Annotated in this window: 22 protein-coding genes; 15 read left to right on the top strand and 7 right to left on the bottom strand. The window is 70.1% G+C overall.

What is annotated here, in order from left to right; translation table 11 throughout:
• The first annotated feature begins 100 nt into the window (after positions 1–100).
• From FDZ84_RS31695 to FDZ84_RS31660, 8 genes are all read left to right on the top strand, one after another.
• Complete coding sequence (locus FDZ84_RS31695; RefSeq protein ID WP_210435249.1) at positions 101–928, top strand: Sir2 family NAD-dependent protein deacetylase; 828 nt, start codon at positions 101–103, stop codon at positions 926–928.
• Positions 929–1,099: 171 nt separating this feature from the next.
• Positions 1,100–2,428, top strand: coding sequence for an NlpC/P60 family protein (locus FDZ84_RS31690; protein ID WP_168588853.1), 1,329 nt, complete (start codon positions 1,100–1,102; stop codon positions 2,426–2,428).
• Between the two features lie 57 nt (positions 2,429–2,485).
• On the top strand, positions 2,486–3,070 hold the full coding sequence (locus tag FDZ84_RS31685; RefSeq protein WP_168588852.1) for a molybdenum cofactor guanylyltransferase: 585 nt from the start codon (positions 2,486–2,488) through the stop codon (positions 3,068–3,070).
• Positions 3,071–3,302: 232 nt separating this feature from the next.
• Entirely contained in the window at positions 3,303–4,442 is a 1,140-nt protein-coding gene (locus FDZ84_RS31680) for a MoxR family ATPase (protein ID WP_168588851.1), read from the top strand.
• A 14-nt stretch (positions 4,443–4,456) separates the two neighbouring features.
• Positions 4,457–5,410, top strand: a complete 954-nt coding sequence (locus FDZ84_RS31675) for a DUF58 domain-containing protein (protein WP_168588850.1) — start codon at positions 4,457–4,459, stop codon at positions 5,408–5,410.
• Positions 5,411–5,412: 2 nt separating this feature from the next.
• Entirely contained in the window at positions 5,413–6,393 is a 981-nt protein-coding gene (locus FDZ84_RS31670; RefSeq protein ID WP_210435788.1) for a VWA domain-containing protein, read from the top strand.
• 14 nt (positions 6,394–6,407) lie between these two features.
• A complete protein-coding gene (locus FDZ84_RS31665; protein WP_168588848.1) occupies positions 6,408–7,007 on the top strand; it encodes a class I SAM-dependent methyltransferase in 600 nt (199 codons plus the stop codon).
• 37 nt (positions 7,008–7,044) lie between these two features.
• Positions 7,045–7,767 carry an MgtC/SapB family protein gene (locus FDZ84_RS31660; protein ID WP_168588847.1) on the top strand — a complete coding sequence of 241 codons (723 nt, stop codon included), beginning with the start codon at positions 7,045–7,047 and terminating at the stop codon, positions 7,765–7,767.
• A 211-nt stretch (positions 7,768–7,978) separates the two neighbouring features.
• On the opposite strand, the gene trxA is transcribed toward FDZ84_RS31660, so the two are convergent.
• The gene (gene trxA, locus FDZ84_RS31655; RefSeq protein WP_168588846.1) at positions 7,979–8,329 is read right to left on the bottom strand and encodes a thioredoxin; all 351 of its coding nucleotides are present in this window, start codon (positions 8,327–8,329) and stop codon (positions 7,979–7,981) included.
• Positions 8,330–8,422: 93 nt separating this feature from the next.
• The gene (locus FDZ84_RS31650; protein ID WP_168588845.1) at positions 8,423–11,284 is read right to left on the bottom strand and encodes an FAD-binding and (Fe-S)-binding domain-containing protein; all 2,862 of its coding nucleotides are present in this window, start codon (positions 11,282–11,284) and stop codon (positions 8,423–8,425) included.
• A gap of 176 nt (positions 11,285–11,460) precedes the next feature.
• Here FDZ84_RS31650 and fabG point away from each other — a divergent pair, with 176 nt between their 5' ends.
• The 4 genes from fabG to FDZ84_RS31630 all read left to right on the top strand — a co-directional run bounded on the left by fabG (position 11,461) and on the right by FDZ84_RS31630 (position 14,550).
• Positions 11,461–12,165 carry a 3-oxoacyl-ACP reductase FabG gene (gene fabG, locus FDZ84_RS31645; protein WP_168588844.1) on the top strand — a complete coding sequence of 235 codons (705 nt, stop codon included), beginning with the start codon at positions 11,461–11,463 and terminating at the stop codon, positions 12,163–12,165.
• Positions 12,140–12,661, top strand: coding sequence for a zinc ribbon domain-containing protein (locus FDZ84_RS41190; protein ID WP_168588843.1), 522 nt, complete (start codon positions 12,140–12,142; stop codon positions 12,659–12,661). The genes fabG and FDZ84_RS41190 overlap by 26 nt, the downstream gene beginning before the upstream one ends.
• 35 nt (positions 12,662–12,696) lie before the next feature.
• A complete protein-coding gene (gene fabI / locus FDZ84_RS31635; protein ID WP_168588842.1) occupies positions 12,697–13,464 on the top strand; it encodes an enoyl-ACP reductase FabI in 768 nt (255 codons plus the stop codon).
• A 66-nt stretch (positions 13,465–13,530) separates the two neighbouring features.
• A complete protein-coding gene (locus FDZ84_RS31630) occupies positions 13,531–14,550 on the top strand; it encodes a ferrochelatase (RefSeq protein ID WP_210435247.1) in 1,020 nt (339 codons plus the stop codon).
• Between the two features lie 227 nt (positions 14,551–14,777).
• Here FDZ84_RS31630 and FDZ84_RS31625 read toward each other — a convergent pair whose 3' ends face one another.
• Positions 14,778–15,551, bottom strand: coding sequence for a hypothetical protein (locus FDZ84_RS31625; protein ID WP_210435246.1), 774 nt, complete (start codon positions 15,549–15,551; stop codon positions 14,778–14,780).
• Between the two features lie 140 nt (positions 15,552–15,691).
• Here FDZ84_RS31625 and FDZ84_RS31620 point away from each other — a divergent pair, with 140 nt between their 5' ends.
• From FDZ84_RS31620 to FDZ84_RS31610, 3 genes are all read left to right on the top strand, one after another.
• Positions 15,692–16,498 carry a DUF3097 domain-containing protein gene (locus tag FDZ84_RS31620; RefSeq protein WP_168588840.1) on the top strand — a complete coding sequence of 269 codons (807 nt, stop codon included), beginning with the start codon at positions 15,692–15,694 and terminating at the stop codon, positions 16,496–16,498.
• Between the two features lie 75 nt (positions 16,499–16,573).
• Positions 16,574–17,005, top strand: coding sequence for an NfeD family protein (locus FDZ84_RS31615; protein ID WP_168588839.1), 432 nt, complete (start codon positions 16,574–16,576; stop codon positions 17,003–17,005).
• Between the two features lie 16 nt (positions 17,006–17,021).
• Entirely contained in the window at positions 17,022–18,170 is a 1,149-nt protein-coding gene (locus tag FDZ84_RS31610) for an SPFH domain-containing protein (RefSeq protein ID WP_168588838.1), read from the top strand.
• 265 nt (positions 18,171–18,435) lie between these two features.
• On the opposite strand, the gene FDZ84_RS31605 is transcribed toward FDZ84_RS31610, so the two are convergent.
• From FDZ84_RS31605 to FDZ84_RS31590, 4 genes are all read right to left on the bottom strand, one after another.
• Positions 18,436–19,677 (bottom strand): RNA polymerase sigma factor, encoded by a 1,242-nt coding sequence (locus tag FDZ84_RS31605; protein WP_168588837.1) that lies wholly within the window; start codon positions 19,675–19,677, stop codon positions 18,436–18,438.
• A complete protein-coding gene (locus FDZ84_RS31600) occupies positions 19,674–19,997 on the bottom strand; it encodes a YciI family protein (RefSeq protein ID WP_168588836.1) in 324 nt (107 codons plus the stop codon). The genes FDZ84_RS31605 and FDZ84_RS31600 overlap by 4 nt, the downstream gene beginning before the upstream one ends.
• A 55-nt stretch (positions 19,998–20,052) precedes the next feature.
• Positions 20,053–20,673 (bottom strand): dihydrofolate reductase family protein, encoded by a 621-nt coding sequence (locus FDZ84_RS31595; RefSeq protein WP_168588835.1) that lies wholly within the window; start codon positions 20,671–20,673, stop codon positions 20,053–20,055.
• A 498-nt stretch (positions 20,674–21,171) separates the two neighbouring features.
• Positions 21,172–21,882: a GntR family transcriptional regulator gene (locus FDZ84_RS31590; protein WP_246868571.1), complete on the bottom strand. Its 711-nt coding sequence runs from the start codon at positions 21,880–21,882 to the stop codon at positions 21,172–21,174.
• Positions 21,883–21,923 lie beyond the last annotated feature (41 nt).

Genomic DNA, 21,923 nt, shown 5'->3' with positions numbered 1-21,923 from the left:
TGCAAACAGGCGTTCACCTGCCCTGGTCCAGGCGGTGTGAGCAGCGGAACGGCGCCCGAGGGCACTCCCGGCGGGCGGTCCGTGGCACCGTGGAGTCGTGATGCAGCGAGGCACGGGCCACGGCGCGGACTGGCAGCGCGCTCGCGACTTGTTCGGCGGCGCGCGCCGGATCACCGCCCTCACCGGCGCAGGGGTGTCCACGGCCTCCGGGATCCCGGACTTCCGCGGCCCCAACGGGGTGTGGACCAAGAACCCGGCGGCCCAGCGGCTCAGCGACATCGACAGCTACGTCGCCGACCCGCAGGTCCGCGAGCAGGCGTGGCGCAGCCGCGCCGAGCACCCGGCGTGGCGCGCCGAACCCAACGCCGCCCACCGCGCGTTCGTCGACCTCGACCGCTCCGGGCGGCTGGGTGCGCTGCTGACCCAGAACATCGACGAGTTGCACCAACGAGCTGGCCTGGACCCGGACCGGGTCCTGGAGTTGCACGGCACGATCTTCCGCACGGTGTGCCTGGACTGCGGCGCGACCGGCCCGATGAGCGCCGCGCTGGAGCGGGTGGCCGCCGGCGAGGCGGACCCGCCCTGCCGTTCCTGCGGCGGAATCCTGAAGTCGGCCACCGTCTCCTTCGGACAGTCTCTGGACCCCGGCGTCCTGCGCAGCGCCCAGCGCGCGGCGCTGAACTGCGACCTGTTCGTCGCGGCCGGCACCTCGCTGACGGTGCACCCGGCGGCGGATTTCGCGGAGCTGGCTGTCAGGGCGGGTGCAGAGCTGATCATCTGCAACGCCGAGCCGACCCCGTACGACGACGCGGCGGCCGCGGTGCTGCGCGAGCCGCTGGTCGAGGTGCTGTCGGCCCTGGTCGCCGCGCCGCTGATCGACCCGCCGCGCCCGCTGAGCACCTGGGGCGACCCCGGCACCTGGAGCTGACCGGTCCGAAAGCGGACTTCCATGGTGTGACACTAGTGGTTGATGATGCGCGTGTCGTAGTCGTTTCGAGTGGTGCATTCGGGACAGGAGCGGCAAGGTTCCTACCGTCGTGTGACTCCATTCGGCCGATCGATTACCTCCGATCGGGCGCAGCAGCTGGAGGTGACGGTCGTGTCGCGATCCCGAGGGGTGCTCCGCACGCAAAGCATTGCCACGATCACGCTGCTGACCGCCGTAGGACTGGCGGTGTCCGGCACCGCCCTGGCCGTGCCGCCCCCGCCGCCCAACCCCAGCGACGTCGAGCTGAACGCCGGCCGAGCGACGGAGCAGTACACGGCGGGCCAGGTGGGGGAGCTGGCCAACCGGCTGGCCGAGGCCGAGTCACAGCTGGTCGGCCTGCAGTCCCAGATCGAGATCAAGATGGAGGACGCGAACAAGGCGCGAGTCGATCTCGGCCGCGCAGAGCGCGCCTACGACGACGCGCGGAAGGCCGCCGAAGCGGCCGGTGCCGAGGCGGATGCGGCCGCCAGGCAGATCGAAGAGCAGCGCAAGCGGCTCGACCAGTTCGCGGCCAGCAGCTACCGGCAGGGCAGCCGGGTCGGCTCGGTCACGGCCTACATCGGTTCGAAGAACCCGCAGGACGTGCTCGACAGGGCGGTCCTGCTGGACGCGATCAGCGCATCCCAGCTCGACGCCCTAGACGACCTGGAGCGCGCACGGGTCGAGAAGGTCAACAAGGACTCGCTGACCCGCGCGGCCCTGCAGGACGCGGAAGCGAAGCGCATCGCGGCTGACCAGGCGCGCAGCGCCGCCGAATCCGCGGAGCAGGTGGCGATCACGGCGCAGGCGACGCAGGTGGAGCAGGCGCGCCGGCTGGAGACCGATAAGGCGGGCGTCGAGGCGCAGCTCGCCCTGGCGCGCTCCCGCGTAGCGGGTCTGGAAGCGCAGCGCGGCCGGTACGAGAGCTGGCAGGCTGCGAAGCAGCGCGAGGAGGAGGCCGCCGCGCAAGCGGCGCTGCAGGCCGCAGCGAGCGGCGAAGCCGCGTCGGCGGCGGTCGTGGACACGCGGCCTTCGAACAGCCGGTCGGTGGAGGTGGTCGTCGGGCGGGCGCTGTCCCAGCTGGGGGTGCAGTACGCCTGGGGTGGCGGGACTTCGCAGGGCCCGTCGCGGGGCATCCGGGATGGGGGAGTGGCCGACTCGTACGGCGACTACCGCAAGGTCGGTTTCGACTGCTCCGGGTTGATGATCTACGCCTTCGCCGGTGCGGGCGTCGACCTCGACCACTACAGCGGCTACCAGTACCAGTCCGACCGGCGGGTGCCGCTGTCGCAGATGCGGCGCGGCGACATGCTGTTCTGGCAGGACGGCGGCAGGATCCATCACGTGGCGCTCTACCTCGGCAGCGGCAAGATGGTCGAAGCGCCGTACTCGGGCTCGCGGGTCCGGGTCACCGCCGTCCGCTACGGCGGCATCGCCCCGTACGCGGTCCGGAAGCTCTGAGTCGCCGAACGCGGACCGGCTGTCCGTGCGGTTCGGTCTGCTGGAAGCATTGCGCTCGTGGCAGCGGACTTCGCGGCAGTGGTGCTGGCCGGTGGCAGCGCACGTCGGCTCGGCGGCGTGGACAAGGTCCTGCTTCCGGTCGAGGGCAGGAGCCTGCTTGACCGCACGCTCGATGCGGTCGTGGACGCCGAACCGGTAGTGGTGGTAGGGCCTCCGCGCACGACGTCCAGGCCGGTCGAGTGGACGCTGGAAAACCCGCCGGGTGGAGGTCCGCTCGCCGCTGTGCACGCCGGCTTGCTGAAGGTGCCCGCTTCGATGCTGTTGGTGGCGGTGCTCGCTGGAGACCACCCGCATCTGACTTCGGCGACGATCTCGCGCTTGCTGCAGGCGTTGCGCGCCGATCCCGAAGCCTCTGGCGCGGTGCTGACGGACGATGGTGGAAATCCGCAATGGCTGGTGGGGGTGTGGCGGACAGCTGCTCTTCGGGTGTCGATGCCCGCGGAAATCCGCAACGTTTCTCTCCGCTCCGTCTTCGCGCCGCTCGCCCCGCTACGGGTTCCGGCCGCCGGGGCAGAGGCGTCCGATGTGGACACACCCGAAGACCTCCGTCAGGCCCGTCAGGCCCGAGAAGGCGATGGGTGAGAAGTAACCGCTGACGACCAACTCGGCAAAAGAACACTCCTCGCGAAGTTTGTGGCATCTGTAGTTTCAGTATTGAATGAAATTAATGGTTCCGGTTGGGCTTCACAGCGGTCATACCGCCGGTGGGGTTGGGTGTGCGTGGGACATTGCCCCCGCGCGGGTGTGCGACGCGCGCGTGCCAGGATCTTGATCGGCCGGGGACGGCCGCATCGACGACAGGAGGCTGGGAGAAGTGACCGAGGTCGGCAACGGTGAGAGCGGGGGCGCCGGAGCCGCGGCGGCGCGCCCGGCGGACCAGGTGAGCACCCCGGCGCGGGACGCGCAGCTGTTGGAGCGCACCGTCTTCGAAGTCAAGCGGGTGATCGTCGGCCAGGACCGGCTCGTCGAGCGAATGCTGACCGGGTTGCTGGCCAAGGGTCACATCCTGCTGGAGGGCGTGCCCGGCGTGGCCAAGACGCTGGCCGTGGAGACCTTCGCGCGGGTGGTCGGCGGTTCATTCTCACGCCTGCAGTTCACCCCCGACCTGGTGCCCGCCGACATCCTCGGCACCCGGATCTACCGGCAGGGCAGCGAACGCTTCGACGTCGAGCTCGGCCCGGTGCTGGCCAACTTTGTGCTCGCCGACGAGATCAACCGCGCGCCCGCGAAGGTCCAGTCGGCGCTGCTGGAAGTGATGGCCGAGCGGCACGTCTCCATCGGCGGCCGGAGCTTCCCGATGCCCGCCCCGTTCCTGGTGCTTGCCACGCAGAACCCGATCGAGAACGAGGGCGTCTACCCGCTGCCGGAAGCGCAGCGGGACCGGTTCTTGTTCAAGCTGCCCGTCGAATACCCGTCGGCGGAGGAAGAGCGCGAGATCATCTACCGAATGGGCGTGGCCGCTCCGGAACCCAACCCGGTGCTCAACCCCGATGAGCTGATCCGCCTGCAGAACGTGGCGGCCGGGGTGTTCGTGCACCACGCGCTGGTCGACTACACCGTGCGGCTGGTGGTGGCAACCCGGCTGCCCAACGACCACGGCCTGTCCGACATCGCCGGCTGGGTGTCCTACGGCGCCTCACCGCGCGCCAGCCTGGGCATCATCGCCGCCTCGCGGGCGCTGGCGCTGGTTCGCGGCCGGGACTACGTGCTGCCGCAGGACGTGGTCGACGTGGTCCCGGATGTGCTGCGGCACCGCCTGGTGCTGTCCTACGACGCGCTGGCCGACGGAATCCCGGTCGAGCACATCGTCAGCCGGGTGCTGCAAACCGTGCCGCTGCCGCAGGTGTCGGCGCGGCCGCAGGCGGGCCCGCCTGCTCCGGTCGGCCCCGGTGGTCCTGGTGGTCCCGGTGGTTACGGGCAGCAGCCGCACCTCGGGCCCAACCCGCACCAGTGAGGAGTGACGCAGCGGTGTCGGCAGCACCCCATTCAGGCCGCGACGATCGTCCGTCCTGGGCACCGCCCGCCCTGGACTCCGGACGGCTGGAGGTCGCCCTGCGGTCGCTGGAGCTGAACGTGCGTGGCCGGCTCGACGGCCTCCTGCAAGGCAACCACCTGGGGCTGGTGCCCGGTCCGGGCACCGAGCCGGGCGAGGCGCGGTTCTACCAGCCAGGCGACGACGTGCGGCGGATGGACTGGGCGGTCACCGCCCGCACCGCCGAACCGCACATCCGGCAGACGGTCGCGGACCGCGAGCTGGAGACCTGGGTGGCGGTGGACCTGTCGCCGAGCCTGGACTTCGGCTCGGCGGCCTGCGACAAGCGGGAGCTGGCCGTCGCCGCGCTGGCCGCAGTGATGTTCCTGACCAGCGGCGGCGGCAACCGGATCGGCGCGGTGGTGGACAACGGCGCCAGCCCGGTCCGGCTGCCGGCGCGCGGTGGCGCGGCGTATGCGCGGGCGTTGCTGAAGAAGGTGGCCGAGACGCCGCGCGCCGAGGAAGGCACGCGGGGTGATCTAGCGAAGTTGCTGGAGTCGCTGCGTCGACCGCCTCGGCGGCGCGGGCTGGCGGTGGTCATCTCGGATTTCCTGGGGCCGACGGATTGGCAACGCGCGCTGCGCGGGCTGGGGGCCCGCCATTCGCTGCTGGCGATCGAGGTGCTGGATCCGCGAGACCTGGAATTGCCCGATGTCGGCACCGTCCTGCTGTCGGACCCGGAAACGGGCAAGCAGCGGGAGGTGCACACGACCCCGGTGCTGCGCAAGGAGTTCGCCGCCGCCGCTGCGGCGCACCGCGACCAGGTCGCGGCCGTGCTGCGGCGAGCCGGATGCGCGCACCTGTCGTTGCGGACGGACTCGGACTGGATCGCCGACGTGGTGCGGTTCGTGGTGGCGCGCAAACGGGGTTGGTCCGGAGGAGCTGCTTGATGTTGAGTTTGTCGGGATTCACCACACCGTGGTGGTTCCTGCTGCTGTTCGTGGTCGCGGCGTTGGTCGCCGGCTACCTGTGGGCGTTGCGCCGCCGCCGCCGGGACACGCTGCGGTTCAGCAACATGGAGGTGCTCGACCGGGTCGCATCGACCCGGCAGGGCTGGTGGAAGCACGTGCCTCCGGCGCTGCTCGGAGTGGCGCTGGTCCTGCTCACCGTGGCACTGACCGGACCGACCGCCGAGCAGCGGATCCCGCGCAACCGGGCCACCGTGATGCTCACCATCGACGTGTCGCTGTCGATGAAGGCCACCGACGTCGAACCCAGCCGCTTGGAGGCGGCGAAGGCCGCCGCGAAGGAGTTCGCGGACAAGCTGACGCCGGGCATCAACCTCGGGCTGGTGTCGTTCGCGGGCACCGCGACGGTGCTCGTGATGCCGACGACCGACCGGCCCAGCGTCAAGCAGGCCATCGACAGCCTGAAGCTGGCGGAAGCGACCGCCACCGGCGACGGGATCAACGCCTCGCTGCAGGCCATCGACTCGTTCGGGAAGATGGTCGGCGGCCCGGCCGGGGCGCCACCGGCTCGGATCGTGCTGATGGCCGACGGAGGGCAGACGATCCCGCGCGAGATGGACGCGCCGCGCGGTGCCTACACCAAGGCCAAGGAAGCCAAGCAGGCCGGGATCCCGATCTCCACGATCTCCTTCGGCACCAAGCACGGCAGCATCGAGATCGAGGGCGAGCAGGAGTGGGTCGAGGTCGACGACGAGGCGATGCAGGAGATCGCTCGGCTCTCCGGCGGTGAGTTCCACAAGGCTGCCAGCGCCGAGCAGTTGCGCGAGGTGTACGCGACGCTCGGCGAGCAGATCGGGTACGAGACCAAGCACACAGACGCCAGCAAGCCGTGGCTGGTGCTGGGTACGCTCGCCGCGATCATCGCGGCCGGAATCTCGCTGTTCGCCGGCCGAAGGTTGCCTTAGCGACGGGAGCGCCGGTGGGCACAGCAGCGGGTTTTCTGTGGGAGTTCGTGAAATCGCCGACCACGACCGCTGCCGTCGGTCCCAGCTCGCGGTCGCTGGCCGAGCAGATGGTGGCGCCCATCCCGCACCGGGGTGATCCGGTGGTGGTCGAGCTGGGACCGGGCACCGGCGCGTTCACCGAGGCGATCCAGCGCCGGCTCGGCGGCCGCGGACGGCACCTGGCGCTGGAGCTCAACCCGCGGTGGGCGGCCGAGCTGGGGGAGCGGTTCCCGGCGGTGGAGTCGGTGTGCGCGAACGCCAGGGAGCTGCCGGAGCTGCTGCGGCAGCGCGAGTCGCGGGCCGATGTCGTGGTCAGCGGCCTGCCATGGGTGGCGCACGCGCCGGTGGACGGGGTACCGCTGATCCGGCTGATCGCCCGGTCGCTGGTCCCCGGCGGCGCGTTCACGCAGTTCGCCTACACCTGGACGAGGTGGGCCCCGCCAGCCCGTCGGCAGCTGGCCGACCTGCGGGCCGAATTCGAGGAGACGGTGATCAGCCGGACGGTTTGGCGCAATCTGCCGCCTGCCGTGGCCTACTTGGCCAGGCGGCCACGGCAGGCGGGCCGAGCGCACTGATGGTGACCGAACCGGGGCGGTGCGTTACGTTCCAGGGATGTCGGGTGCGGTTGTAGCCGGGTTGGGCGAGGTTCCACTGCTCGTCGAGTTGGGTACCGCGCTGCTGTTCTCCAGCTTGATCGGGCTGGAGCGGGAGATCCGGGCCAAGAGCGCCGGACTCCGCACGCACGCCCTGGTGGGCGTCGGCGCGGCGCTGTTCATGCTGGTGTCCAAGTACGGCTTCGGCGATCTGCTGGTGCTCGACCGGGTCTCGTTCGACCCGTCGCGGGTGGCGGCGCAGATCGTCTCGGGCATCGGGTTCATCGGCGGTGGCTTGATCTTCGTACGCCGCGACGCGGTGCGCGGCCTGACCACCGCGGCCACGGTGTGGGTGGTTGCCGCGGTCGGCATGGCCTGCGGCAGCGGCCTGGTGGTGCTGGCCGCGGCGGTGACGGCGGTGCACTTCTTCGTGGCGATGGGATATCCGCGGTTGCTGCGGTTGATGCGCAAGTCGCTGCGGGAGCCGCAGGTGCTGCGCATCGGTTACCTCGACGGGTACGGCGTGCTGCGCAGCGTGCTGACGCTGTGTACCAGCCGCGGGTGGACCGTGATGGATCTAGAAGTGGAACGCGAGGACACCGACGACGAGCAGCAGCGGACCGCCGTGGTCGCGCTGAGGCTGCGAGGCAAAGCCCCGGCAGCGGCGCTGGTCGAAGAGATCAGCGCGCTGCCAGGCGTCCTGCACACCGCGGTCGGGGAGGCCTTCGAACCGGGCTTCTAGAGCGCCTGTGTCGAAAGTGGTTTGCGTAGCGGTGCGGGTAGCGGAACCTCAGAGGCCTTCTCGCGCATGTGTTCCCCGACATCATGAATGCCAATTCACCGCGTCGGGGACTGGCCTCGCCGAGAGCCCTTCGGCGGGCACAGCCCCCGCGGTGGTGCCAGTTGAGTCCCACACCGCAAGCGGCTGCCGCCGCTTATAAAACACGTCCTACTCACTTCGCGCTATTGCGGACTTCTTCCATGTCGAGTTCGCGGGCCTGGCGGATGAGGTCTTCGAAGACGTTCTCCGGGAGGGCGCCGGGCTGTTGGAAGACGAGGACGTCGTCGCGGACGATCGCCAGTGTAGGGATGGAGCGGACCTCGAAGGCTCCGGCCAGCTGCGGCTGGGCCTCGGTGTCCACCTTGGCGAAGACGATGTCGTCGTGCTTCTCGGCGCTGCGTTCGAAGACCGGCGCGAACATCTTGCACGGGCCGCACCAATCGGCCCAGAAGTCGATGATCACGAATTCGTTGCCGGAGACGACCTCGTCGAAGTTCTCGGTGGTCAGCTCGACCGTTGCCATCTGATTTCCTCCTGGCTGGTTGCGGGCGTACCCGGGGGAACACGGGGCACCGGCCTCGCATTCCCGGCCCGTTATCGCATCCATCCCACCGCGTCAAGACCCGCTGACGTCGAGAGCGCGGGCGACGAGGGTGGCGAGGTGGACCGGCTCGGTTTCGCTGGTCTGGCGGAGTTGGGTTCGGCAGCTGAAGCCGTCGGCGACGATCTCAGTGCCCGGGTCGGCCGCTCGCACGGCCGGGAGCAGGGCTTGTTCGGCGCAAGCGATCGAGACGTCGTAGTGGCCGCGTTCGAAGCCGAAGTTCCCCGCCAGGCCGCAGCAGCCCGAATCCAGCACCCGCGTGCGGGTTCCGGTGGCGTCCAATGTGGCCTGATCGGCGGCGAAGCCCAGTTCCGCGTGCTGGTGACAGTGGACCTGCACCAGCGCCTCTGGCCCGGATTCTGCTCGCCGCCACTGCGGGCGGGTCGGTTCGACCCATTCGGCGAATGTCTTGGTCGCCGCGGCTAGCGCCGCGACGTCCGGGTCGTGCGGCGCGAGTTCCAGCGCGTCGTTGCGCAGAAAGGCGGTGCAACTGGGTTCCAGGCCGACGACGGGCAGGCCCTGGTCGACTCGGGGGCGCAGCAGGCGGGCCGTGCGGCGGGCCATCGAGCGGGCGATGCCGAGCTGCCCGGTCGAATGCCAGGTCAGCCCGCAGCAGACCGGCTCGCGCGGCATCGCCACAGCGTGGCCGAGCGCTTCGAGGGCCGCGACCGCGTCCCGGCCGATCTGCGGATCGAAGTGGTTGGTGAAGGTGTCCGGGAACAGCACTACGCGGGTGGTGGCGTCGGCGATCGGGCGCCGCCCCGACCACCACGCCTGTAGTGTCTGCGGCGCCAGCTCCGGGACCGCGCGCCGGGCGTCGATGCCGCCGAGCCACTTGAGCACTGGGGCCAGCGGTCCGGCGAGCACCCGGTTCGCCAGCTTCGGAACGCGCTGCCCCAAGCGCAACCACAGCGGCAGGAAACCCATCGAGTAGTGCGAGGCTGGGCGGACGCGGTGCCGGTAGTGGTGGTGCAGGAACTCGGCCTTGTACGTCGCCATGTCGACATCGACCGGGCAGTCCGACTTGCAGCCCTTGCACGACAAGCACAGGTCCAGCGCGTCCCGGACCTCCGGCGAACGCCAGCCGCGGCGGATGACACGACCGGCCAGCATCTCGAACAGCAGGTGCGCCCTACCCCGGGTGGAGTGCTTCTCCTCCTTCGTGGCCCGGTAGCTCGGGCACATCACCCCGCCTGTGGTGTTCAGGCATTTGCCCATCCCGACGCAGCGCCGGGTCGCGGCCGCGAGATCGCCGGAGTCGGCGTGCAGCGCCAGCGTGGTCCGGCTCGGCAGCCGGGGCGGGGCCACCAGCAGCCGCAGGTCGGCGTCGACCGGGCGCGGGCGCACGATCTGGCCTGGGTTGAGCAGGTCGTCGGGGTCGAAGGCGGTCTTGAACCGCTCGAACGCATCGATCACCTCGGGCGGGTACATCCGGGTCAGCAGCGCCGACCGGGCCTGGCCGTCGCCGTGCTCGCCGGAGACCGAACCGCCGTGCGCGACGACCAGGTCCGCCGCCGCCTCCAGGAAGGCCCGGTATTCGGTCGCGCCGGGGGAGGACAGCAGGTCGAAGTCGATCCGGACGTGGATGCAGCCGTCCCCGTAGTGGCCGTAGGTCACCCCGCGGCGGCCGAACCTGGCCAGCAGCGCGTCGAATTCCCGCAGGTAGGAGCCCAGGCGCTCGGGCGGTACGGCGGCGTCTTCCCACCCGGACCACCGCTCGGAACCGGCCATCCGCGTCGAGTAGCCGGAGCCTTCCTCGCGGATCTTCCACAGCGCGGCCATCCGGGCCGGGGCGGTGTGGATCACGCTCTCCGCCCGTTCACCCATCGCCTCCGCGATGCGCTTCGCAGCCGCCTCGGCCCCGCCCTGGTCGGCTCCGCCGGATTCCACCAGCAGCCAGCTCCGACCGCCGGGCAGCAGCGGCAATGCGGGCGAGCCGGGGTTGCGCTGGCGCACGACGCCCACTAGCTCGGCGCTGAGCCCCTCGATCGCCAGCGCGTCCAACCCGCGCAGCCGGGGCACCTCGTCGGCCGCGGCGTAGGTGTCGGGGAAGCCGAGCACCGTCATCGCCCGGACCGGCGGTGAGGGCACCAGCTGGACCGTCGCGCCCAGCACAATGGCGCAGCTGCCCTCGGTGCCGACCAGGGCCCGGGCCAGGTGGAACCCGTTCTCCGGCAGCAGTTGGTCCAGGTTGTAGCCGGACACCCGCCGGGTCAGGTCCGGGAACGAGCGGCGAACCAGGTCGCCGGCGTCATCGCGCAGCGCCCGCAGCTCCCGGTAGAGGCGCCCCGTCCGGTCGCCGCGCGTGCACAGCCGGTCCAGTTCGGCCGGCGAGGTCGCGCCGAGCTGCAGTCGGGTGCCGTCGGCGAGCAGCACGTCCAGCGAATGCACGTTGTCGACGGTCTTGCCCCAGGCGACCGAATGCGTGCCGCACGAGTTGTTGCCGATCATGCCGCCGAGCGTGCAGCGGCTGTGGGTGGAGGGATCCGGCCCGAAGGTCAGGCCGTGACCGGCGACCGCGGACCGCAGCGAATCCAGCACGACGCCCGGCTGCACGCGGGCCAGCCGCCGCTCGGGGTCGATGTCCAGGATTCGGTTGAGGTACCTGGAGAAGTCGAGCACCAGGCCGGGACCGACGGCGTTCCCGGCGATGCTGGTGCCCGCGCCGCGGCCGGTGATCGGCACGCCGTGCCGCCGGGCGATTGCGACCGCCGCGGCCACGTCGTCCTCGGTGCGGGGGAGCACCACGCCGATCGGGACCTGGCGGTAGTTGGACGCATCGGTGGAGTACAGCGCGCGGGTGCCGGGGTCGAAACGAACCGGGCAGGACAGCGCGCCGCGCAGCTCGGCGGCGAGGTTGTCGAACGAGGTGGCCATGAAAGCGCCTCCTGGGTCGGGGCTCCTGTAGCGCAGTCTGCCTGCCCCGGTCGCTGTAGGGGGACCACGACACGGTGCAGGTATTTCTGTATGGAGGCGACGAGCGGCCGGGGATCGTGAGCGGATAATGTCGCGGCTGAAACGAATCTTGGGCATCGTTCGAGGGGAGATCCACAGTGGCACGGTCCGTACTGGTGACCGGCGGCAACCGCGGCATCGGGTTGGCCATCGCGAAGGCCTTCCAGGCCGCCGGGGACAAGGTCGCGGTCACGCACCGCGGATCGGGCACCCCGGAGGGGTTGTTCGGGGTGCAGTGCGACGTCACCGACCCGGAGCAGGTGGCCGCGGCCTTCGACGAGGTGGAAGCCGCGCACGGCCGGGTCGAGGTGCTGGTGGCCAACGCGGGCATCACCGACGACACGCTGCTGCTGCGAATGAGCGAGGACCAGTTCACCCGGGTCATCGACGCCAACCTGGCCGGTTCATACCGGGTGGCCAAGCGGGCGGCCAGCAGCATGCTGCGCAACCGCAAGGGCCGGATGGTCTTCATCTCATCGGTAGTCGGGCTCTCCGGGGGCGCCGGGCAGGCCAACTACGCGGCGAGCAAGGCGGGCCTGGTGGGCCTGGCGCGCTCGATCGCCCGGGAGCTCGGCTCGCGCAGCATCACGGCCAACGTGGTGGCGCCCGGCTTCGTCACCACGGACATGACCGACGCGCTGCCCGAGGACCGCAAGAAGGAGATCCTCGGCCAGATCCCGCTGGCCAGGTTCGCCGCAGCCGAGGAGATCGCGGCCACTGTGGAGTGGTTGGCCTCCGACGCCGCGGCCTACGTCACCGGCGCGGTGATCCCGGTCGATGGCGGCCTCGGGATGGGCCACTGAGTCCGGTCCGGTTGGACGGACGCAGTGGCCTGACACAAGGCATTCCTTGGTCCGATGCTCATTGGCAATGATGGCGGCGTTGGTGGGGCCAGCTGCCCAACACCCGGCGGCAGCGCAGGACAGCCGCGACCGGACTCGGCGTCGATCGTGCAGGTATTCTCGTCTCGGTTGCGGTGAGCGCAGAGGTTCTGCGTTGCGGCTGGTCAATGCTGCCTACACGGCACAAGTCGTGCCCTGGACGAGTTTCGTTGGGGACCGTCGCGGGGACCGCCTTTATTGCACTCGGTGCGGGGTCGTGTGGCACGCGGATCATGCTGCCGCGATCAATGTCCTGCTGAGGGTAGGTGACCCCGGCATCACCTTGTTTACGCCACACATGCGGGTGAGACAAACCTTGCGGGAACGTGACGATCGCCAACGGTCCAGACTGCCGGACCAGGATTCCAGCGCAACGCCTTTATGCGTGTGCGCGGAGGGCGAACCCATCCATCAGTGATCCACCGTGGTCAATGAATAGGAAGCAGGAAACACGTGAGCGGATTGCTCGAAGGCAAGCGGATTCTGATCACCGGCGTGATCACGGACGCCTCGATCGCGTTCCACGCGGCCAAGGTCGCCCAGGAGCAGGGCGCCGAGGTGGTGCTCACCGGGTTCGGCCGGATGAGCCTGGTGCAGCGCATCGCCGGCCGGTTGCCCAAGCCCGCGCCGGTGCTGGAGCTGGATGTGACCAGCGACGAGCACCTCGACAGCCTCGCCGACCGGGTGCGCGAGCACGTCGACGGCCTCGACGGCGTGCTGCACTCCATCGGCTTCGCCCCGGCGTCCTGCCTGGGCGGGGACTTCCTGGCGGCGCCGTGGTCGGACGTCTCGACCGCGCTAGAGGTCTCGGCGTACTCGTTCAAGTCGCTGAGCACCGCCACGCTGCCGCTGCTGAGCGACGGCGCCTCGATCGTCGGCATGGACTTCGACGCCCGCGTCGCCTGGCCCGCCTACGACTGGATGGGCGTGGCCAAGGCCGCACTGGAGTCGACCTCCCGCTACCTGGCGCGCGAGCTGGGGCCGAAGGGCGTCCGGGTCAACCTGGTGTCGGCCGGTCCGGTGCGGACGATGGCGGCCAAGTCGATCCCGGGCTTCGCCGATCTGGAGGCCGGCTGGGGCGACCGCGCTCCGCTGGGCTGGGACGTCAACGACCCCACCCCGGTGGCCAAGTCGGTGTGCGCGGTGCTGTCGGACTGGCTGCCCAAGACCACCGGTTCGATGATCATGGTCGATGGCGGCGTGCACGCCCTCGGCATCTGAGTTGCGACGCGCCCGCGGCCGGTGCCCCGGCTGCGGGCGCTCGTCGGGCGGCGGCATCATGGTCGGGTGAGCTTTGATGCGTTGCTGTTCCTGTCGTTCGGGGGCCCCGAAGGCCCGGATGAAGTCCGGCCGTTCCTGGAGAACGTGACCAGAGGCAGGGGAGTGCCGTTGGAACGCCTCGACGAGGTCGCCGAGCACTACCACCACTTCGGCGGGGTGTCGCCGATCAACCGGCTCAACAAGGACATCATGGCGGCCCTGGAGGCGGAACTCGCCGCGCAGGGCCGGGAGCTGCCGGTCTACTTCGGCAACCGTAACTGGCACCCGATGGTCGAGAAAACCGTCGCGAAGATGGCCGACGACGGGGTGCGCCGCGCACTGGTGTTCGCCACCTCCGCCTGGGGCGGGTACTCGGGTTGCAAGCAGTACCACGAGGACATCGCGCGGGCCCGCGCCGCGGTCGGTGACCGGGCCCCGGAACTGGTGAAGCTGCGGCAGTTCTTCGACCACCCGCTGTTCGTCGGGGCCAACGCCGACGCGGTGCGCCGCGCGTTCGCCGAGCTGGACCCGGCGCAGCGCGAGCAGGCGCGCCTGGTGTTCACCGCGCACTCGATCCCGCTGAGGGCCGATAGGCAGGAGGGACCGGACGGTGCGCCGCAGTGGTATTCCCGTCAGGTCGCCGAGGCGTCGCGGCTGGTCGCCGAGGCGGCCGGGGAGGCTGACTACGACGTGGTTTGGCAGTCGCGGTCCGGACCGGCGCAGGTGCCGTGGCTGGAGCCGGACATCTGCGACCACATCGAAGACCTGCACGCCAAGGGCGTCCAGGCGGTGGTGGTCAGCCCGATCGGCTTCGTCTCCGACCACCTGGAAGTGATCTGGGACCTGGACAACGAGGCCAAGGACAAGGCCGCAGAGCTGGGCATGGGCTTCGCCCGCGCGGCGACGGCCGGTCCGGACCCGCGGTTCGCGAAGCTGATCGTCGAACTCATCGCCGAGCACACCGACGGCGTCGAGCCGCGGAAGCTCTCCGCGATGCCAGCAGCAGGTTCCACCACCAACGGTGAACCCTGCGCCCCCGGTTGCTGACGGGCCGGTTCCGCGTGGGGACACCTGTTCCGCCTTGAGGGGCGCGGTGAGGCCGAGAACATCACCCGGAGCGCGTCCTCGGCCCCGCCCAGTTGGTCATTCGGGACGCGCGACGGCTTGAAGGACCGGTTCTAACGCATGCGGTCGCCGCATCTGGCTGTCCAGGTGATTTGGCTGTCCAGGTGATTTGGCGAAAGGAGTCCGTCACGTTTCCAGGAACGGGTGGATCAGGACTTCTCCGCTCGGTCGGCGAGGATACGGACCATCTCGGCGACCGACGCCCGGCGGGCGGCGCGGACCGCGTCGAACAGCGGGCGCAGGGCCTCCGTGCGGCCGCGGATCGCCGAGGCGGACATGGCAGCGCCGGGCGCGTCCTCGGTGGCCACCCACAGGATCGCCTCGACCTCGGTGGCTCGCTGCAGGATCCGGAGGGTGCGCTGCGGCACGCCTTCCGGCCACGGCGGCGCAGGGCGGGACGCGACGGTTTTGCCGATCTCCTCCCGCACCCCGGGGCGGTGCTTGGCCACGCCGAGATCGATCAGCGCGCTGGCCGCTTCCCGCATCGCCGAGGCCATGCCGTGTTCGGCCTCGCCGATCGGCAAATGTTCGGTTGGCGGCAGATCGCCGATTTCGAACGCCGTCCAGCGCAGGATGCCCTCGGCGATGCGCTGCGGGACCAGCCCGATCCCGGCCTGCGGCAGCACGACGGCTTCGCCGACGCGCATCGCCAGCTTCGCGAACGGGCTCGAGCCGCCGAGGCCGCGGGCGTCGCCGGGCACCGGCAGCACCAGCTCGCTGTTGCCGGCCCCGGCTTTGCGCAGCGCTGCCAGCAGCAGCGCCGGACCGGCCGGGGTCTCCTGCGGGCCGGGAAGGTCCAGCAGCGCGGCCAGATCCGCGTCGGCGGCTTGCACCTCCTGCGACTCGGCCCAGGTCTGCAGGGCATCGAGCACGTCGTCCGAAGCGGCTGCACCGTGCAGCCAGGCGGACGTCCAGACAACCATCGTGGCGCTTGGGCAAGGCACGTCGAAAGAGGGTACGGATCGGACCGCCGCCTTGTCGTCCGGGGGCGTTCCACTGTGATCTGCGCTTCGGCGGCGCGCCGCACACAAAGTTGTCCACGATCGGATTACCGTGATGCCTCGTGCGTTCGGTCAACTACGGCAAGGACATCCTCGCGGGCCCGCGACGGCGGAAGGTGCCCGAGATCCCCGCCGAACCCGGCCTGGTGGTCGAAGACCCGGCGAGCGGTTTCTGCGGCGCGGTGCTGAGGGTGGAGAAGGGCACCGTCGTGCTGGAGGACCGGCACGGCAAGCAGCGGCTGTTCCCGATGCGCCCGGCCGCGTTCCTGTTCGAGGGCAAGCCCGCGACGCTGGTGCCGGTGCGCGGCGCTGCCCAGGCGAAGCCGACGCGCTCGGCGTCCGGATCGGTGCGGGTCGAGGGCCTGCGGGCGCGCACCGCGCGGGGCAGCCGGATCTGGGTGGAGGGCCAGCACGACGCCGAGCTGGTCGAGCGCATCTGGGGGCACGACCTGCGGGTGGCGGGCGTGGTCGTGGAGCCGCTGCATGGCGTCGACGACCTGCCCGGGCTACTGGCGGAGTTCGCCCCCGAGCCGGGGCGGCGGGTCGGGGTGCTGGTGGACCACCTGGTGCCCGGCAGCAAGGAGTCCCGCCTCGTGGCGGGCATCGACGACCCGCACGTGCTGATCACCGGCCACCCGTTCGTCGACATCTGGGAGGCGGTCAAGCCGCAGGCACTGGGCATCGTGGGCTGGCCGCGGGTGCCGCGCGGGAAGGACTGGAAGCAGGGGGTCTGCGCGGAGCTGGGCTGGCCCGAGCCGGCCGACGGCTGGCGGCGGGTCCTCTCGTCGGTGTCGAATTTCCGCGACGTGGAGACCCCGTTGCTGACCGCGGTCGAGCGGCTGATCGACTTCGTCACCGAGGACGGCTGAGCCCGACATCACGCGTTGATCACGCCCGGTGAATCGGCCAGCCGGGGCCTGTTCGCGTCTGCCACCATGGGAGACATGACACCCGCGCTGCTGTGGCTCATCGCTGGGGTGCTGCTCGTTGGTGCCGAGGTGCTCTCCGGGGACTTCGTTTTGGTGATGCTGGGCGCCGCGGCTCTGGGCGCGGCGGGTGCTTCGGCGCTGGGCGCTCCGCTGCCAGTAGACGCCGTGGTGTTCGCGGTGCTGGGGCTGGGGCTGATCTTCCTGGCGCGACCGGCGCTGAAGCGACGGATGCACCACCCCGGTGAACTCAAGACCAATGTGGACGCGCTAGTCGGCAGGCATGCACTGGTGGAATCCACTGTGGATGCGCACGGCGGTCAGGTTCGCATCAACGGCGAGCTTTGGTCGGCTCGGGCGTTCGACGAAACCCAGGTTATCGAGGTCGGCCAGACGGTCATCGTCGTGGAGATCGCGGGCGCGACCGCCGTCGTGGGGACCGAGTTGTGAGGAGATGGATGTACGCATGACCGGACTGATCGTGCTAGTGGTCGTGGTGCTGCTGGTGCTGATCATCGCCGTGAAGTCGGTGATGGTGGTGCCGCAGGCCCAATCGGCGGTGATCGAACGGCTCGGGAAGTTCCGGTCGGTGGCCGAGCCCGGGCTGAACTTCCTGGTGCCGTTCTTCGACCGGGTGCGGGCCCGGATCGACCTGCGCGAGCAGGTCGTCTCGTTCCCGCCGCAGCCGGTGATCACCCAGGACAACCTGACGGTGTCTATAGACACGGTGGTGTACTTCCAGGTCACCGATTCGCGCTCTGCGGTGTACGAGATCTCCAACTACATCATCGCGGTGGAGCAGCTGACCACCACGACGCTGCGCAACGTGGTCGGCGCGATGAGCCTCGAGGAGACGCTGACCTCCCGCGACAAGATCAACACGCAGCTGCGCGGGGTGCTGGACCAGGAGACCGGTCGCTGGGGCATCCGGGTCGCGCGGGTCGAGCTCAAGGCCATCGATCCGCCGCCGTCCATCCAGGACTCGATGGAGAAGCAGATGCGCGCCGACCGGGAGAAGCGCGCGATGATCCTCAACGCCGAGGGCACCCGGGAATCGGCGATCAAGACCGCGGAGGGGCAGAAGCAGGCGGCGATCCTCGCGGCAGAGGGCCAGAAGCAGGCGGCGATCCTAACCGCCGAGGCCGACCGGCAGTCCAGCATCCTGCGGGCGCAGGGTGAGCGGGCCAGCCGGTACCTGCAGGCGCAGGGGCAGGCCAAGGCCATCGAGAAGGTCTTCGCGGCGGTCAAGCGCGGCAAGCCGACCCCGGAGCTGCTGGCCTACCAGTACCTGCAGACCCTGCCGCAGATGGCGCAGGGCGACGCGAACAAGGTCTGGGTGGTGCCCAGCGACTTCGGCAAGTCCCTGGAGGGCTTCGCGCGGATGCTCGGCGCTCCCGGCGAGGACGGCGTGTTCCGTTACGAGCCGCCGAAGGAGGAGCCGCCGACCGCCGCTCCGGAGGAGGAAGAGGAGTCGGTGAAGTCCTGGTTCGACACCTCGACGACCCCGGAGGTCGCGGAAGCGGTGCGGGCGGCTGAGGCGGTGGCGCGCAAGGAGGTGCCCAGCCCGGGCATTCCCCCCACCGCGCTGCCGGAGCCGCCGCAGCAGCAGGGCTGAGCGGAGTTCGTCCGAGGCTCGGCTGGACCGAACGTCCCGCCGAGCCTTTTCGTTGCCGCATCGAAGGGGTTAGGGCGTCAGCTGCCCGCGTATGTCCCGAAGCTCCAGCTGTCGCCTTCCGGATCCCGGACAGAGAACTCCCGCGAGCATTCGAAGCTCGGACGAAGCGCAATCTGTCGCTGGCGCGACAGATTGCGGAATGCATCGGCAGGGCCCCGGGGTCGGCCGCCGTTGCCTGCGGGGTTTCGATCGGGATCGGTGGGCGCTACCGCAGTTGGTCGCGGCGGCGGGTCAGGGCGGCGGCCTCGGCGGTGTTGCCGGCCAGTTCGATGGCTTTGGCGTAGGCCGCGCGCGACTCCTGGCTGCGGCCCAGCCGGCGCAGCAGATCGGCACGGGTCGCATGGTAGGCGTGATAGCCGGCCAACCTGTCCTCAAGACGGTCGACAGCCGCCAGGGCCACCTCTGGGCCGTCGAGCTCGGCGACGGCGATGGCCCGGTTGAGGGCCACGATCGGCGAGGGGTCGATGCGGACGAGCTGGTCGTAGAGGGCGACGACCTGCGACCAGTCGGTGTCGCGCATGTTGCGGGCGGCGGTGTGCACGGCGTTGATCGCGGCGAGGATCTGGTAGCGACCAGGAGCCGCCCCGCCGGCGGCAGCGGCCAGGCGTTCGCGCACCAGTCGATGTCCCTCGGCGATCAGCGCCGCGTCCCAGACACCACGGTCCTGCTCGCCGAGCGGGACCAGTTCGCCGCCGGCGGAGACCCGGGCGGTGCGGCGGGCCTCGGTGAGCAGCATCAGCGCGAGTAGCCCGGCCACCTCGCCGTCCGCCGGCAGCAGGGCACGGATCAGCCGGGTGAGCCGGATCGCCTCGGCGGTCAGGTCGTCCCGCACCGGATCGGTGTCCGGGCCGGTCGCCAGGTAGCCCTCGTTGAACACCAGGAACAGGACGGCCAGCACGCCGGACACGCGGGCCGGGAGATCCTCGCCGGACGGCATCCGATAGGGGACGCGCGCCGCCTTGATCTTGGCCTTCGCGCGGGTGATCCGCTGCCCCATGGCACTCTCGGCGACCAGGAAGGCGCGGGCGATCTCGGGCACGGTCAGACCGCCGACCATGCGCAGCGTCAGCGCCACGCGGGCTTCCGTCGCCAGCGCCGGGTGACAGCAGGTGAAGATCAGCCGGAGCCGGTCATCGTCGATGGCGCCGAGAGGCTCGGGCGGGTCGTCGTCGTACACCATCTGAGCCTCCTTCTGCTTGTCGTCGCGCTTGTTCTCGCGCCGGATGCGGTCGATGGCCTTGTGGTTGGCGGTGGTGGTCAGCCAGGCGCCGGGGTTGGGCGGCACGCCGTCGGCCGGCCACCGCTCGACGGCGGTCGCGAAGGCCTCGGCCGCCGCTTCCTCCGCGATGTCGAGGTCACCGAAACGCCTGGTCAGGGCAGCGACCACCCGGGCCCACTCCTCGTGGTAGGCCCGGGTGACCACCTCGCGGACGTCGACCCTGTTCACTGGAACGGTCGCACCTCGATCTTCCGATCGCAGACCTTCGACGCCTCGGTGGCGAGCTTGAGCGCCACATCCAGATCGGGGGCCTCCCACACCCAGACGCCGGCAAGGTACTCCTTCGACTCCACGAAAGGCCCGTCGCTGAACACCGCCTGCTCGCCCCGGTTGTCGATGACCGTGGCCGCGGTGGTGTCTGCGAGTCCGCCCGCGAAAACCCAGTAGCCCTCGGCGATCAGCCGTTCGTTGAACGCGCTGATGGCAGGCTGCCTGTCCGTGCTGCCGGGATTGCTCTTGTCATCGATCACGGAAACCAGGTACCGCATCTGAAGATCATCTCCTGTGGTGTGTCAAGACTGTGTAGTGTGCCGGTCAGGCGCGTCAGTTTCCTGCGTACTGCGGGCGCCCGGCTGGCCGGTAGGCCTGGACCGTCACGCCCTTCGAGTCCACTCGCGACTCGACCAGGTCGAGCGCGAGATCCGGGCCGGTCTCCGGGAACAACCGCGCGCCCTGGCCGAGAATCACCGGGACCACGATCAGAGTCATCTCGTCGACCAGATCGTTGGCCAGCAGCCACCGGGTCAGAGTGCCACTGCCGTGCACCTGTAGCTCACCCCCCGGCTTGGCCTTCAGGTCCGCGATGGCGGTCGCAAGATCGTCGGACAGGACGGTGGTGCCCGACCACGCCGGATCAGTGAGTGTGGTCGATGCCACGTACTTGGGCCGTGTGTTCAAGGCCCGCATGACGGGCTCCCAGCCAGGGACATCCTGGACCGTCCAGGATCCCCACGAGCCGGCGAACAGCTCGTAGGTCCGCCGGCCGAACAGGAACGAGTCGGCGCGCTGATAGGTCTCGTTGATGAACACGTCGGTCTCGTTGTCGCCCTGCCCGCGAGCCCATCCGCCGCGCTCGAATCCGTTCCTGCGGTCCTCCTCCGACGCGCCGCCGTTTCCCTGCATCACTCCATCGAGGGTGACCTGAGTCATGGTCGTCAGCTTCATGATCGCGGTTCCTTTACCTTGGCGCCGCCCCCTTGCGGGCGGCCTCACCCCTGCTACGAACACCTCCGCCCCGATCCGACACCGCCTCCCGGATTTCTTTCGGAGAACTTTCCGCCGACGCCGGTCGTCAGCGATCCGACAACACGACAGTTTCGCGGCGACCGCGCTCCACTTCCTCAAGCGCGCCCAGTGCGGACAAGCTCTTTGGACCAGATCGATCGCGAAGATCCTGACCAGTAGTGGCGGGCGTCGAACGGCTCGGGCGCGAGCGCGACCAGCCCCCTGTCGTGTCACCGACGGCCCCCAACAACCCCGCTTCCGCGCACGCATTGTCCACAACGGACACGATGATGATCATTATTCGTTGCGCTGATGAGCGACGACGAAGCCAAGCGGCCCCGCAGCCCGTCAGTTTTGCAATCACGATTATTTCAGTTTTGACCGAAATTAATCGCCCTTTGCGACGTCGCAAAGGCTTGAGAGGAGAGCCGAACGGCTTCATAGGTCCGATTCCGGGTCGAGATAGGGGCCGCCGGCGACCCCGAAAGCGCGGACCGTGCCGAGCAGGTGCTTGCGCAGCCGGGCCTTGGCCAGCTCCGGGTCGCCGTCCCGGATCGCCGACGCGAGGTGTGCGTGTTGCTGGGTGATGCGAGGGCGCACGGCGTGGGTTCGGGCCGTGGCGGTGATCCGCATCTGCTTGTCGCGCAGGGCGTTGTAGAGGTCGGCGACCACCGGGTTTCCTGCCGCGGCCACCAGGGTCGCGTGGAATGCGCGGTCGGCCTCGTGCATCCCGGCGTCGCTGAGCTCGGCGGCATCGCACGCGGGGTGCGCGGCGAGCTGCTCGCCGACGGCGGCCATCGCGTCCCGGCCCTGCATGGCGAGCTTTTCTATGGCGAAAGTCTCCAGCGCGAGCCGGGCTTCCACGACCGCCCGGGCCTCGGTGGGGGTCACCGGCACGACCAGCGCACCCCGCTTCGGGTAGAGGCGCAGGAACCCCTCGGTCTGGAGGCGCAGGAACGCCTCGCGCACCGGTGTGCGCGACATCTGCAGCGCGTTCGCCACCTCGCCCTCGGACAGCAGGTCGCCGTCGGGGTAGCTGCCGTCCAGCAGGCCGGCTTTGACGTGCTGATACGCCCGGTCCGCGGCGGGCGGCCCGGGTACGGCGGGAGTGGCGGAGGACACGGGGTCGCGTGGTGTTGCGCTCGACACGAGGTCATCCTACTTCCGCCCATCTTGTATCTATCTTGAAT

Origin of the sequence: Saccharopolyspora sp. ASAGF58, from assembly GCF_012277335.1 — a bacterium.
Taxonomy (GTDB): domain Bacteria; phylum Actinomycetota; class Actinomycetes; order Mycobacteriales; family Pseudonocardiaceae; genus Saccharopolyspora; species Saccharopolyspora hattusasensis.
Note: the sequence above shows the minus strand (reverse complement) of the source record. Positions and strands in the feature narration are given on the sequence as shown.

Coding starts and splice junctions, on each gene's coding strand:
- trxA (WP_168588846.1), bottom strand. CDS start 8,329: ATGGCAACGGTCGAGCTGACCACCGAGAACTTCGACGAGGTCGTCTCC.
- FDZ84_RS31625 (WP_210435246.1), bottom strand. CDS start 15,551: ATGGTTGTCTGGACGTCCGCCTGGCTGCACGGTGCAGCCGCTTCGGAC.
- FDZ84_RS31660 (WP_168588847.1), top strand. CDS start 7,045: ATGTCGGGTGCGGTTGTAGCCGGGTTGGGCGAGGTTCCACTGCTCGTC.
- FDZ84_RS31600 (WP_168588836.1), bottom strand. CDS start 19,997: ATGCGGTACCTGGTTTCCGTGATCGATGACAAGAGCAATCCCGGCAGC.
- FDZ84_RS31610 (WP_168588838.1), top strand. CDS start 17,022: ATGACCGGACTGATCGTGCTAGTGGTCGTGGTGCTGCTGGTGCTGATC.
- FDZ84_RS41190 (WP_168588843.1), top strand. CDS start 12,140: ATGGCGGCCTCGGGATGGGCCACTGAGTCCGGTCCGGTTGGACGGACG.
- FDZ84_RS31695 (WP_210435249.1), top strand. CDS start 101: ATGCAGCGAGGCACGGGCCACGGCGCGGACTGGCAGCGCGCTCGCGAC.
- FDZ84_RS31595 (WP_168588835.1), bottom strand. CDS start 20,673: ATGAAGCTGACGACCATGACTCAGGTCACCCTCGATGGAGTGATGCAG.
- FDZ84_RS31650 (WP_168588845.1), bottom strand. CDS start 11,284: ATGGCCACCTCGTTCGACAACCTCGCCGCCGAGCTGCGCGGCGCGCTG.
- FDZ84_RS31615 (WP_168588839.1), top strand. CDS start 16,574: ATGACACCCGCGCTGCTGTGGCTCATCGCTGGGGTGCTGCTCGTTGGT.